Here is a 13,304-nt window from a genome sequence, read left to right as displayed (position 1 = left end):
CGGGGCAATTTACAAATTAATAAGTAACAGAAAGAAAGATTATTGTAAACGTTCTAGTTTTAATAAGTCGCCGGTTATTTCTGCGAGTGAAAGACTTTTCCACGCTTCTTTGTACATAGGGAACTCCGACAAGCCGCTAAAGGCAGTCATTAGTTTTTCATAAAAGAAGGCTCCACCTCCTGCAAATGAAGGGAATAAAGCTGATCCGAGATAAGAATTTTCAGGTATGAAGCGAAAACCATCTTTTCCTTCGACTATTTTGCCAATGGTTACAAAATTTACCTTTAATTTTTGTTTACCACCTACTTTGAGCTGTAAAGGAAAGATTATTTGCAGTTTGCCGTCGTATAGGTGGAAGTTAGGGGTCAAGGGGAGAAGCTCCAGCTTGCTTTGAGAAGGCACGGGCTTGTAGCCACGGTATAAATTCTTGACCCACAAGTTTAGGGAAGCTTCGTTTACTGTAAGGCGAACTTGCTGTGGGCTTAAAAAAGCTTTTTGAAGGGCGTACCAATTACTTCCACCTGTATTTTTACCCAGTACGATGTAGGCATTATTTTTTTCTGAGTTCTTTGGGGGAGTATAACCCATCGGAATAGGTTTTGCGACTAGTACCCCAAATGCGATTAAGAAGCCCAAAGTACAACCTAATATTCCACTGATGATTATGCCAACAGTGCTTTTAGGGCGAAAATTTCTGGGTTTCATTATTGGGGTATATGACTAAAACGTTGACTGGGGAGGTGAAAACGATTTCGGGGGTTGCGCGAGTTATTCCACGTTAATTACCGCAACCGCAGTTCGTAGAGCAGTTTTTGCTCGTTGAGCTCTCTTTAGGCTCCGAACTTGTGCTGGGGCTTTTTTTGTAATCCGTTTCGTAAAAACCGCTGCCTTTGAATATAATACCAGCACCTGAGCTAATCTTACGCTCTAGACCTTCTTTCTTGCAGCTTGGGCACATTTTTTTAGGTGCTTCGCTTATGGAGTGAAAGATTTCAAACGTTTCAGAACACAATTTGCAGGAATAATCGTAGGTTGGCATATTTTTATCTTACTATTTCTTCGTTGAACTCTTCTTCACTGTTTGGGCAGAAGAAGAATATACGCCGTAATAATAAGGTAAAATCAAGAGCATGCCAAGGAAAAAAGCTAGCCCGAAGAGAGGCGCGCCGATGAAGAACAAGCCTACGAGCGCAATTGAAGGGATTGCTAAATGTCGTTTGTAAGGGGTCGTTATTAAGTTGGCAATTTCCTTTAAGTCTAGCAAACTCTCCCATGAACCGGTTTTTTGGAAGTGGTATAACGCGGCGTATTTAAGTGCCGGTACAATTAAAAAGGCGATGCTGATGGGGAAAAAGGGGATTGGGCCTAACATTTTCATCGTGATCGTGTTAAGGAAAATACTGATCACCCAAGCGAGTGCCATGGGAACTCCCGCATAAAGTATGCTGATAACAACCAATTTCAGCCCGTCTATAAACAAGGCTGGCCAGTTATTCCATTCCGGCAGGCTGAATTTACCACTGTTCCTGAGCATGTTGGTACCGGCTCTAAATATGTAGCCGAGGGCAAAAATGTTGACTATAGGGATAAACATAAGTATCCCTCCTATTAGTAATTTTTGGAGGTGATTATTCTCTTCAAGAACATTATCAATGGTTTTTTCTAGGGTTGGCATGGGCATAATGAATTCTTAGGTTAACAATTTAATAATAGCAATTTTATGGAATTTAAAGCAAGGCTAAATAACGATCTCAAGATGATTAATGAGGCGATCACTCGATGGGTACCCTCGTCAACGGAAGATCCCAAATTATTGCACGAAGCAATGCATTATTCACTATTTGCGGGAGGGAAACGATTGCGGCCTATTCTACTGCTAGCAAGCCATGCCATTAAGCCTGCATCGATAGATCCTATGCCGGCTGCAGTTGCTTTAGAATGTGTGCATACCTATAGCTTAATTCATGACGATTTGCCCTGTATGGACGATAGCGATTATAGAAGAGGCCTATTATCCTGCCATAAGAAATTTGATGAAGCTACGGCAGTTCTTGCCGGAGATGCCTTAATCCCCTTAGCCTTTGAGTTATTAGCCGATCATTATAAAGCGCATCCCTCCCTATGTGTTCAGTTGGTAAAAGAAGTCAGTAATGCCGCCGGTTCCCAAAAGTTAGTTGGCGGGCAAGTTTTAGATATTTTAAATGATTACGAGCAATCCAAAGTGCCTACTGAATCAGATATCGAAGCTATTTACGCGCGGAAAACAGCAGCTCTCATGCAAGCAGCAATTGTTATGGGTCTACAGATTGCTGGTCAGGATGCATCTGTGGTTACTTTAGGGCGCGATTTGGGTTACCACCTTGGCATGGCCTATCAGATAATAGATGATATATTGGATATGACTTCTAGCCAGGAGGAACTCGGTAAACCGGCTGGTATAGATAGCAGTAACAATAAATGCACTTATCCTTCCATTTTTGGCCTCGAATTTGCTTTAGAGAAGATGATGAATCATTCCGATAAAGCAATCCATGTTTGTAGGGCTATTGGCAATGATAACTCATTTTTTATTGAACTAATCGACTATTTGCGAAATCGGCTGAACTAGATAGATCTTGCCCACAGGCGAAACAAGGGTCAGCCGACAGTATGAAATTTCAGTCTGTTGTAACCACCGTTATCATATGCTTGTGAAAGAAGAGAGGGCACTGTTTTCAAAACTCGGTCAAAATTTAACCGAGCCAGTGGTAACGCAGTTAATGACAAAAGCCCTAGAGCACCCCGATGTGCTTTCTTTAGCAGTCGGCTTTACTGATAATGCCCGCATGCCCAAGGAAATCATTTATCGGGCCGTGGACGCTGTTCTTTCCCAAGAAGGAGATGCGGAGTATTTGCAATATGGCATGAACCAAGGCAGACCAGGCCTGCGCGCAGCGACGGCGGATTTTTTAAAACAATACCCTAACGAGAAAGCGGATCTCTGGAAGCCGGAAAATTTCATCATTTCCAATGGTTCCCAACAAGCCCTGTACTTAGCAATGCAGGTGTTGTGTGATCCTGGGGATTATGTGTTCGTGGAAGGACCCAGCTATTTTGTTTTTCTGGAATTGCTAAACGGCTTAGGCATCAACCCAATAACACTGCGGTGCTTAACTGATGGTGGGATAGATTTCGATGCCCTACGCCAGCAATTAGATAAGATAAGAAAAGAAGGAAACCTGAATCGCATTAAGGCCTTTTATTTAATGGGCTATTTCGGGAATCCCTCATGCCGCTGTATTTCGTGGGAGGATAAACGGGCTTTGGGGCGATTAATCAAGGAATACAAACTAGATAGTGCTGTTTTAGAAGATTCCGCTTACCGTGAACTTTATTTTAATGAACCCTACCCGGTACCCAGTATTCTAAGTGTGGAGGAAATGGCAGATATCCCTCGCTTGTACTTGGGAACCTATACTAAGCCCTTTTCTTGTGGAATGAAGATTGGTTATGGTTGCTGTTCAGATCGAGAATGGCTCCAGAAGATGCTTTATGTAAAAGGGCATCATGATTTTGGATCCGCCAATTTTTCTCAAGCCATCATAGAAAAAGTGATTACAAATAATTGGTATAGCAAGTGGTTAAACGATATTCACGCCTGGTATGGACGAAAGGCAGATGTTTTGCAGGAGACCCTAGAGAACGAACAATTATCAACCATAGGCTGGAGCTGGAAAAAACCTGAAGGTGGATTAATGGCGTGGTTGAAAGGTCCGGAAGGGTTAGATACATCATTAGAATCGGCATTTTGTAAAGCATGCTTAGGGAATAACGTTCTTTATGTGCCCGGAGACTTATGCTTTGCGGAGCGCAGCCCTCGTAATTACGTGAGAATTAGCTTCGGAAGCCTAGATGAAGATCGATTAAAGATGGGTATCAAACGCTTTTCTGAAGTGGCGAAACGCTTTTCCAAATAGATTTTCATTTTGAAGATTAAGTTCGGTCTTACGATCGTATTATTTAAACACAGTGAAAACACGGCTTGTTTTGCACTTACAAGCTAGTATAGTATATCTTTGTGCAAAAAAGGTACTATACTCTCTTGTAATTAAATGCCCCAGATGACGATGATTGCCGATCAAGATACAAAACATGACTTATGGATAGCCGAGCTTGCGGATTTTTTGCACCGCGAAAAAAATATCGAAGCTATCCTGGTAAACGCTGAAGATAAAAAAATTTCCTTTGCGACATTGGAGGAAGTGGATCAACTAGCCCTGGAGACATTTATTCAAAAAACGATTCTAGAAATTGAAAATCGGATTATAAAAGGCAAAGGAGAAAACCATACCGTGCCTGAAGGCGTTTTCGTTACCCAGAAAGAAAATGATCTGCTTTTAAAAAAGGATGAAAATGAAGGCAGCTATCTGCACTGGAAATGGCGTGATATACCGTGGCCAAAGCGCCTCAAAGACCATGAGGAAGGCGAGGGACACTGGAAATTTACCGGTTTAATGGCTGGGCTTTGCGGAGTTGCTGGTCTATTGGGTTATTTTTTAACAGGAACTTCCTCTGCTTATCCCTGGCTAGGCCTAGTGTTTTATACGTTTGCGATTATTGCCGGTGCCTGGGAGCCTATGTTAGCCGTAGTCAAAAAATTGCCCAAGGGAGAGCTGGATATGCACTTCCTCATGCTAGCGGTTGCCTTTGGAGCAGTTAGTATCGGTGCTTGGGCAGAGGGGGCACTCTTGCTGTTTCTCTTTACGTTTGCCGAAGCGCTCGAGGAGTATGCTATGAGCCGTACTAGAAGCGCTATTGACGGTCTATTTAAATTGGCGCCTAAAATGGCAATTGCTGTAGACGAAGAGGGAAATGAGTTTGAAAAGCCAGTTGATCTTGTTAAACCCGGCGATATTATAAAAGTTCGCCCTGGAGATCTCTTTCCGGTTGATGGAGAAATTATTGAAGGGACAACATCAGCGGATGAATCTAATATTACAGGAGAATCGCTTCCGGTAGACAAAGGCATAGGCGATGAAACATTTAGCGGGACGATTAATTTATGGGGAGTTGTTAAAACCCGTGTGGTGCGTTCTGCTCAGAAAAGTTCATTACAAACGATTATTCAGTTAATACAAGAAGCTCAGCACCTGAAGGCTCCTAGCCAACGCTTTACGGACAAGTTCGGAACAAAGTATACGTATCTTATCCTAAGCGTTACCACCTTTATGTTCCTTTTCTGGTGGCTAGTTTTGGGGATAGCGCCGATTGAAAACACATCTGCGGGCTATTCAGCTTTCTATCGTGCGATGACTCTGCTAGTCGTGGCTAGCCCTTGCGCCTTAGTGCTTTCCATTCCTTCGGCCATATTGGCAGCTATTGCTTGGGGAGCCCGCCATGGTGTTTTATTTAAAGGAGGTGCTGCAATTGAAAAGCTTTCCGAAATTAATCTAGTTGCGCTCGATAAAACCGGTACCCTCACCACCGGAGAACTCGTGGTTAATTCCGTAGAGAGTTTTCCAAAAGGCAGGGAAGGAGAAGTGCTGGAGCTTGCGTTTGCATTAGAAAAAAATTCAACTCACCCGATTGCCCGTGCGATTACAATGTATTGCAAAAAAGCAGGAGTTGCCGAAAAAGTAATTAATGAATTTGAATCACTCACCGGAAGTGGCGTGCAGGCGGCAGTAGATGGTGCGGTATGCGTACTAGGTCGCAGAGAGCTTTTAGAGCAAGGTCCATTACGGGAGTGGGCAGATAAATTACCCCAGCCATCTGAGGCGTTTACGGAAGTTTGGGTGATCTATAAAGACTTGATTGGTTGTATTCTGCTAAAAGATAAAATAAGAAAAGAGTCCAAGCCCTTCCTGGCAGCCCTAAAAAAAATGCACGTATTTACCGTGATGTTAACCGGTGACCGCAGAGAGACTGCCGAAGCAGTCGGCAGAGAAATTGGTCTTCAAGAAGTACGTTATGGCCTTAAGCCAGAGGATAAAGTGGCAGCATTGCAAGAGTACCGCAAGCAAGGTAAGAAAATCGCAATGGTGGGCGATGGTGTTAATGATGCGCCTAGCCTTGCCGTAGCTGATGTGCCTGTTGCAATGGGGGCGCGTGGTAGTGATGCTGCTCTGGAACAAAGTGAAGTTATTTTGATGAATGATAAGATCGAAAGCTTTCTAGATGCATATTCCATTAGCATAAAGGCAAGACGCATTATACGCCAAAATTTGACGATAGCGCTGGGTACTATTTCGCTGATGGTGTTAGCGGCTGTGTTTGGCTTGATCCCTTTATATGTGGGGGTTTTTGCTCATGAAGGCTCCACGGCATTTGTTTGTCTGAATAGCTTAAGATTGCTCATTGCCCGGCGAGAGAATCAAAAGCTATTTTAGGCATTTTTGGCTTTTTATTTGAGGCATTGTCAGCACGGGTCTTTTTCTGTTATAGTTCGAGTATTAGATGAATAATGTTATATCGGTTACTTTAACGATTAATTATTTAGTCAAAACGAAAGGCGCATCATGTTTAATTTTTTCGGAATTGGCGGAAGCAAGAGTACTGAAAAGAAAGATCCCAAAGAGGAAAGTAATGTAGAGAATTCCAAAGGGGAGAAAAAAGATTACCAAAAGGAAGAAGTGTTTTTGGAGAAAAAAAACGTTTGGCTAAATATTGAGGTAGATAATGAAAGTGGTGATAGTTCGGACGAGGAAAAAACGCAAACGTTTACAACAGTAGTGATTCAGGAGGATTTTTTTAATTCATCTGCACTGGAAAAAACAGCTAAAGCGAATAAAGAATTAGTTGATCGACTTAAAAGGGCATGCACAACCTTGTCTTGTTTGGGTGGTAAAATAGTTCCAGAAGATGAATTAGTTCGTTATTTTGGAAAAGATTATGAGAGCGAGTATATCACCGAAATTAATGAGAAAGAGATAGGTAGGGGGCGATTACTAGGCGAAAATGATAATTTTATGGATTATCTGAAAAGCTTGGAAAAGAGCATTGAATGCTTTATCCCGTTTTACGAAGGGATGGATTCTAATTTAAAAGACGTGATTAAAGATGATAATGCCCGCAGGGATACAACCCAAGAATTTTTTCAAGCAGCTTTAGGGGAGGTTGTTTATGGAGAAATTATTTCCGGAAAGCTTGATCACAATAAGTATGAGGAAATTACAATCGCTATGGAGAAGTTGCTAAATCTTTGTCAGTTTGCGACCGTGTTCTTCCGTCCGTTAAACGATCCGTTGAAAAGCCATTTGGATAAAGATTTTATGGATCACGATGAAGGTATCTTTGAAATGAATAAAAGTGATTTAAAACGATTGGATGTTTTTAGCAAAGCTATTTGTAATTGGAATGTTGATACCTTTTTTAAAAATAAACGTGGACAATCGATTAAGAAGCTATACCCATGTCCAGAGGATGCTTTATCATTCTTTAAAAATCTTATTGAGGATAAATTGGTTTTAAAAAATATCTTGAAAGATGGTAGAATTGCCTTTAATTACTGCATCAGGAACTTGGTGGAACCTGAAAACTTGGACATTAATATGAAGATTATTTCTTGCTATATTAATACCATACGTGGCGTTTTAGAGAGAAATGATAAATTTAAATATTTTTTCAATTCAAAGAAGTTTATCGATAATTCCTTGGATGCAATTCTTGGCGAAGATTATTTCTTGAATTATATCTACTTAAGACCTCGAAAAATAAAGAAAAAGCAGTTGTTGTGCTTGGGTAATGTGCTTTTTAATACTCTTTTATGGGAATGTTTTTTAAACAAAGCTGAAAATAAATCTTTTCAGCTCTTGTCTAAAAAATTGAGTGAGGAGGATGATGAAACGCAACAAGTATTGAAGAAGTTGATACCTGAAAATAGTGATGATAATTTCTTGAACCATTCACATGAGTTGATTGATCTACCAGAAATAATTATCTTCTTTGATTTGCTTAAACTTTCTGCTCAGGAAATCAGAAATATGATTTTTGCTTTTAGCAAAAAGGTTAACAAAGAAGATGTTAAACAACCTTCCTTTAGTATTCCCGAATTAAATAACGAGCAATGGAAGACCTTCTTTGAGAGGGGGTTAAGAAGAGTTCCGCTTAAAGATTTTATGCAGTTCGTTTAGTTAGGGTCGTGTTGATCGCCGCCGTAAAGAGTGGCTAGGATATTCAGACCGTTGGGCAACACGAACCCACTATATCCACCCATTAGTGTAATTGCTATCTTTCTAATAAGAGATTCTCCAGTTGATTGATCTATGCTCTTGTTCTTGATCATATAGGCAACGAGGAGTAAGCCAATGACAGCCCCAATAAAGTTCGGCTTCAGAGAAAGGTCATTAGCTTCATCATTATCAAATCTGATTGGCCTATGAATTTCTTTTATGAAAGTAATGAGATAGGAAAGTATATTTAGCAAATCCTTGCCGTGGCGGGAAAGAATATTGGGCGTCATGTAGCCAGCATACAGAAAGAGGATCATCTGAGGCACAAAACGTTTTAAGAACGACACGCTGGATTCGTTTGATCTGGATTTAACAATGGTGCTTCCTCCCACTAATCCAAAGAACATCAGTGAAATACCATTGTACGTTGTAAGATATTCATCGAGGATGCCAGCATCGTTTGGGTCTTCATATTTTAAGTCCCTCGTTTCCAGGGGAATCGGTTTATGAATATCTATTATGTATTTCACAATAGCATTCATCTCCTTAGTTTTTTTGCTAGTAACGTCCTTGCCACCCAATTTACCCGTTTCATCTTTGGGTAAATTGTTGTTTTGAGTGGTTGATTTTTTGGTAACTTTCTTATCAGACATGAGGCAATGTTATTGGGGTTAACGATCGCACTCTCCCATAACAAAGTCTAAGCTGCCGAGCAGTACAGTTAAATCCGTAAGCATGTGGCCAGGGACAATTTTAGGAAGAATGGAAAGTGAGCAAAAACTAGGACCCCGAATTTTTAATCGATAAGGTACGCCCCCGCCTTTGGATACGACGTAAAAACCAAGTGCGCCTTTTGGGTTTTCTGCTTCAAAATAAACTTCTCCAGCCGGCATTTGTGGCCCTTCTGTGACGATCATGAAGTGCTGTATTAATTCCTCCATGCTAGAAAGTACCTTGCCTTTGGGCGGGGGAAATATTTTTTTGGCATCTTCAGCAAACCAAGGTCCTTCCGGCATTAGTTCAATTGCCTGGCGTATAATGCGCATGCTTTGCTTCATTTCTTCCATTCTGACTAAGTAACGATCGTAACAATCTCCCTTGCTACCAACTGGGATATTGAAGTCGTATTGTTCGTATCCGGAATAAGGGCAATCGCGGCGAAGATCCGTTTCAAGCCCGGAGGCCCTTGCGTTTGGGCCGGTTAGGCCATAGGCTAGCGCGTCTTCTTTTGAAATAGTGCCAATGCCCACTGTCCGCTCAACAAAAATTCTGTTTCTTGTCAGCAGGGTATTGACTTCGTCAACTGTTGGTAGGAATTGGTTTAGGAAATTATTCACTCGCCCTAGCCACCCATCTGGGATGTCACGAGCCAAGCCACCTATACGGGTGTAGCTGGTTGTTAATCGAGCTCCGGTGAGTTCTTCAAAGAGTGTGTATAACTTTTCCCGTTGTGTAAACGTGTATAGAAAGACGGTCATTGCGCCGCAGTCCATTGCGTAGACACCGATGCCCAGCAAGTGGGAAGATATACGCGCCAATTCGCTGATGATCACCCGTATGACCTGGCAACGCGGAGGGACTTCCAGTTTGGCTAGTTTTTCGACAGCAATAGCATAAGCCACGTTATTGGCTAGAGGAGCCAAGTAATCGAGCCGATCGGTATAAGGTACAAACTGGTTGTACGTCATGTTTTCGGCAATTTTCTCATCTCCCCGGTGAAGATAACCGATGACAGGGTCGCACTTGGTGATAAAGTCTCCATTGAGCTCTAGAAGTAACCTCAGTACGCCATGAGTTGCTGGGTGGGAAGGGCCCACGTTCAGGATCATTTTTTCTTGGACTAATGCTTCATCAGCATCACTCACTCGGCCAGCTGTATCGCTTGTGAATATTTCTGTTTGCATGGAAATTTAATGAGAAGGCTTGGGTGCTTTTTCAGACCAACTTTGATCTGCACCTGATGGCTCGTTTTGCCGCATTGTTGTGGTTGTTTTCGGGCAGAATGGCCCACCGGCCATTGGAGCTGCGATTACTCGAGCACTCGTTTGTTCCTGGACTTCTTCAGAGGGAATCTCCGTATCAATACCAGCCAATGGGAAATCTTTGCGTAGCGGATAGTACGCATAATCATCCCACATTAAAATACGCCTTAAATCCGGGTGCCCCAAGAAGCATATTCCAAACATATCAAATGCTTCGCGCTCATGCCAATTCGCAGCTGGCCATAGGTCAACTAAACTGGGAACAGATGGTTTTTCAGCGCTATCACAATCGCAGGCAACGCGCAGATAGGAGTGATTGTCAGGATTGTAAAAGTGATAGACAGTCGTGAATCGTGGCTCACTGTCTACACCCCAATCAACTGCGGTTAGATCTGCAAGGTGTACAAATCCCATTTCGTCTCTCACAAAAAAGCACAGTTCGTGCAAATATGTGTGTGGGACATTTACTGCTGGGTAGTCCAAGCTTTCCCTTTTGGAGAGATAGGAAAACTTTTCTAATAATATGCTTAAAGTTGTTTTATTCATGCAGGTCCGGAAGAAGCGTATTTTTTAGGTTTCAGCAAATTGCGGGCAGAACGCTCTGTTCCAATCAAGTCCTGTAGACGCATCATGCCGTCAAGTAAAGCCTCCGGGCGAGGCGGGCAACCACTTATGTATATGTCCACGGGTACAATTCGATCAACGCCCTGAAGGGTAGCGTAAGAGCGGTACATGCCGCCCGTTGAGGCACATGCTCCCATGGCAACAACCCACTTCGGCTCGGCCATTTGGTCATAGATACGTCTCAATGCTCCGGCCATTTTGTAGGTAACCGTTCCCGCTACGATCATGCAATCCGCTTGACGTGGCGAAAAACGCATCACTTCCATTCCGAAGCGACTGATATCAAATCTAGATGCACCGGTAGCCATCAGCTCGATCGCGCAGCAAGCAAGCCCCATCGGCATTGGCCATATAGAGTGCTTTCGCACCCAATTAATAACAGCATCTGCGCGGGTAACAACGACGTTGCCTTCTACCTTGCTATTATACCCATATTCGGTGTTTGAGGAACTCATGCGGTCTAAATAATAAAGCTATAATTGACTCATTCTCATTTAACAAAAGATAGCGCTGTCGAGCAAGCTGTAAATCTAACGGACTTCTTTCTGTTTGGCACGAAAGCACTTACGCTGTACGAGATCCAAACAGCCCTGAGCCGACGCGCACCATTGTACTACCTTCACGTATTGCTTCTTGTAAATCTGCCGTCATTCCCATAGAGAGTTCAGGTAAGGCTATGCCAAATTCCGTTACTAACTGATCTCTGATTTTTCTTAAATTTGAAAACGCTTCGCGCGCGACTGAAAGATCCTCATCTAGCGGCGCAATGGTCATCAAGCCCTCTATTTTAAGGTGTCGGAAGGTGAGCGCTTCCTGAAAAAAAGGTTTGGTATCCCTAATTGATAACCCAAATTTAGCCGGATCCTTTCCTGCATTCACTTGCACTAAGATACGGATTGTTTTGCCCTCGAGTTCAGCTGCGTGGTTTATTTTAGAAAGCAGTTTTAGGCTGTCAACCGATTGTATTCGGTCAAATAGACTCACGGCGGCATTCACTTTGTTACTTTGTAAATGGCCGATCAGTTCCCATTCTATCGAAGCATTACAGCCCTCTTTCTTTGCAATGGCCTCTTGAACTCTATTTTCACCAATTGAAAGGAAGCCGGCTTTATAAGCATACTCAACAGCCTCAACAGGAAACGTTTTGGTAACCGGCAATATGCGTACAGAGCTTGCCTCTCGGCCACAGGCTGCACAAGCATCTACTATCTGTTGATTGAGATCTTTTAAATTTTCCTGAAATTCTGTGTATGAAATCATCTGCTATAAGCGTTTCTAAAATATAATTTGACGGATGATAAGCTATGTTTATACAATAGACCGTGCATATAGAAAATCTAAAAGTTTTTTGCGATCTTGTAGAGAGCGAAAGCTTTTCTAAGGCGGCAAAACTTCACTCGATTACGCAATCAGCAGTGAGCCAACAGCTTAGGTCCATTGAAAAGCATTTTAACATCTTAGTCGTAGATCGTAACCAAAAAAACTTTAAGCTGACATCTGAGGGCAAAAAGCTCTACGAAGCTTCTCAGGAAATTTTGCACCGGTATGAGCACTTGGTGGCCGAATTGCAAGAGATGCAAAAGATTATTAGCGGCTCAATTCATATTTCCACTATTTACAGCATTGGACTGCACGAGCTTCATCCCTATGTGAAGCAATTTATGCAGGAATATCCTTCGGTTAACATCCGTATAGAATTCCGCCGATCTAACCTCGTTTATGAGGATATTTTAAGCCAATCGGCTGATATTGGCCTTGTTGCTTATCCTGTGAAAAATCGTTTACTGGAAACCATACCATTTTCAGAAGATAAACTTATAGTGGTCTGCAGCCCGGAACATCCGCTGGCAAATTGTGTTTGTGCCGAAGTTGAGGATTTATACGAATACCCGATTGTTGCCTTTGATAAAGATATCCCCACACGAAAGGCTACGGATGAATTGTTTAGCGAGCATGGCTTGGATATCCAGCCGGTTATGGAATTTGATAACGTTGAGACCGTTAAACGAGCTGTTGAGATCAACGCCGGTATAGCATTTATTCCCGAGAAAACAGCTGAACAGGAAATTAATCAAGGGCAGTTAGTGAAAATCCAAATCAAAGATGAAAAGCTCACTCGCCCACTCGCCATTATTTACAAAAAGGGGAGGGTATTAAGCCCATCTATGAAACGATTCGTTGATATGCTGATTGCGAAAAAATCAGAGATAAACCCTCAGCTCACTCTTTCTGCATAGACAATTTCAGCAACCTTATCTATTCGTGAAAAGCGCATTACTTTAAGGATAGAAGGACTAGAAACAAATATTTTTAGGATAACGCTTTTCTCGGCAAGAATTTTTGCGAGGCTAACGAGCATATTAAGGCCCACAGAATCCAGTATCTCAGCGGAATTCAGGTCGACAGCCACAGCCTTATATCCTATTTCTTCATCAAGTGTTCTTTTGATATAAGTACCATAGGTCTTTACATTTGTGCTTAATAAGTCGCCATCTATTGTGATACACAGGTGCTGAGATTCGGGGATAATTTTGCTTTGTATCATATA

The 13,304-nt window shown here is 42.2% G+C and carries 14 protein-coding genes; 5 read left to right on the top strand and 9 right to left on the bottom strand.

The annotated features are described in order from the left end of the window. Window positions 1-39: 39 nt before the first annotated feature. The 3 genes from AUJ82_08605 to AUJ82_08595 form a co-directional block, all read right to left on the bottom strand. Complete coding sequence (locus AUJ82_08605) at window positions 40-705, bottom strand: hypothetical protein (GenBank protein OIO58572.1); 666 nt, start codon at window positions 703-705, stop codon at window positions 40-42. Window positions 706-778: 73 nt separating this feature from the next. Then, window positions 779-1,039, bottom strand: coding sequence for an FmdB family transcriptional regulator (locus AUJ82_08600; GenBank protein OIO58571.1), 261 nt, complete (start codon window positions 1,037-1,039; stop codon window positions 779-781). A 12-nt stretch (window positions 1,040-1,051) separates the two neighbouring features. Continuing rightward, window positions 1,052-1,681 (bottom strand): hypothetical protein, encoded by a 630-nt coding sequence (locus AUJ82_08595; protein OIO58570.1) that lies wholly within the window; start codon window positions 1,679-1,681, stop codon window positions 1,052-1,054. A gap of 39 nt (window positions 1,682-1,720) precedes the next feature. On the opposite strand from AUJ82_08595, the gene AUJ82_08590 reads away from it, so the two are divergent. The 4 genes from AUJ82_08590 to AUJ82_08575 all read left to right on the top strand — a co-directional run bounded on the left by AUJ82_08590 (window position 1,721) and on the right by AUJ82_08575 (window position 8,111). Then, window positions 1,721-2,608, top strand: a complete 888-nt coding sequence (locus AUJ82_08590) for a hypothetical protein (GenBank protein ID OIO58569.1) — start codon at window positions 1,721-1,723, stop codon at window positions 2,606-2,608. A 76-nt stretch (window positions 2,609-2,684) separates the two neighbouring features. Further along, a complete protein-coding gene (locus AUJ82_08585) occupies window positions 2,685-3,956 on the top strand; it encodes a hypothetical protein (GenBank protein ID OIO58568.1) in 1,272 nt (423 codons plus the stop codon). Window positions 3,957-4,106: 150 nt separating this feature from the next. Next, window positions 4,107-6,368, top strand: coding sequence for an ATPase (locus AUJ82_08580; GenBank protein ID OIO58584.1), 2,262 nt, complete (start codon window positions 4,107-4,109; stop codon window positions 6,366-6,368). Window positions 6,369-6,497: 129 nt separating this feature from the next. Beyond that, a complete protein-coding gene (locus tag AUJ82_08575; protein ID OIO58567.1) occupies window positions 6,498-8,111 on the top strand; it encodes a hypothetical protein in 1,614 nt (537 codons plus the stop codon). Here AUJ82_08575 and AUJ82_08570 read toward each other — a convergent pair. From AUJ82_08570 to AUJ82_08550, 5 genes are all read right to left on the bottom strand, one after another. Next, complete coding sequence (locus tag AUJ82_08570) at window positions 8,108-8,803, bottom strand: hypothetical protein (protein OIO58566.1); 696 nt, start codon at window positions 8,801-8,803, stop codon at window positions 8,108-8,110. The two genes, AUJ82_08575 and AUJ82_08570, sit on opposite strands and share 4 nt — an antisense overlap. 18 nt (window positions 8,804-8,821) lie before the next feature. Beyond that, entirely contained in the window at window positions 8,822-10,054 is a 1,233-nt protein-coding gene (locus tag AUJ82_08565) for an NADH dehydrogenase (quinone) subunit D (protein ID OIO58565.1), read from the bottom strand. A 6-nt stretch (window positions 10,055-10,060) separates the two neighbouring features. Continuing rightward, window positions 10,061-10,678, bottom strand: coding sequence for a hypothetical protein (locus tag AUJ82_08560; GenBank protein OIO58564.1), 618 nt, complete (start codon window positions 10,676-10,678; stop codon window positions 10,061-10,063). Continuing rightward, window positions 10,675-11,211, bottom strand: a complete 537-nt coding sequence (locus AUJ82_08555) for an NADH-quinone oxidoreductase subunit B (protein OIO58563.1) — start codon at window positions 11,209-11,211, stop codon at window positions 10,675-10,677. Before AUJ82_08555 ends, AUJ82_08560 begins: the two co-directional genes overlap by 4 nt. A gap of 109 nt (window positions 11,212-11,320) precedes the next feature. After that, window positions 11,321-12,016: a YggS family pyridoxal phosphate enzyme gene (locus tag AUJ82_08550; GenBank protein ID OIO58562.1), complete on the bottom strand. Its 696-nt coding sequence runs from the start codon at window positions 12,014-12,016 to the stop codon at window positions 11,321-11,323. A 62-nt stretch (window positions 12,017-12,078) separates the two neighbouring features. Here AUJ82_08550 and AUJ82_08545 point away from each other — a divergent pair, with 62 nt between their 5' ends. Further along, a complete protein-coding gene (locus AUJ82_08545; GenBank protein ID OIO58561.1) occupies window positions 12,079-12,993 on the top strand; it encodes a LysR family transcriptional regulator in 915 nt (304 codons plus the stop codon). Here the strand turns inward: AUJ82_08545 and AUJ82_08540 are convergent. Beyond that, the gene (locus AUJ82_08540) at window positions 12,972-13,301 is read right to left on the bottom strand and encodes a hypothetical protein (protein OIO58560.1); all 330 of its coding nucleotides are present in this window, start codon (window positions 13,299-13,301) and stop codon (window positions 12,972-12,974) included. The two genes, AUJ82_08545 and AUJ82_08540, sit on opposite strands and share 22 nt — an antisense overlap. Window positions 13,302-13,304 lie beyond the last annotated feature (3 nt).

It is taken from the genome of Verrucomicrobia bacterium CG1_02_43_26 (genome assembly GCA_001872735.1).
Taxonomy (GTDB): Bacteria; Verrucomicrobiota; Verrucomicrobiia; order Opitutales; family CG1-02-43-26; genus CG1-02-43-26.
This window is presented reverse-complemented; position numbering and strand designations above follow the sequence as displayed.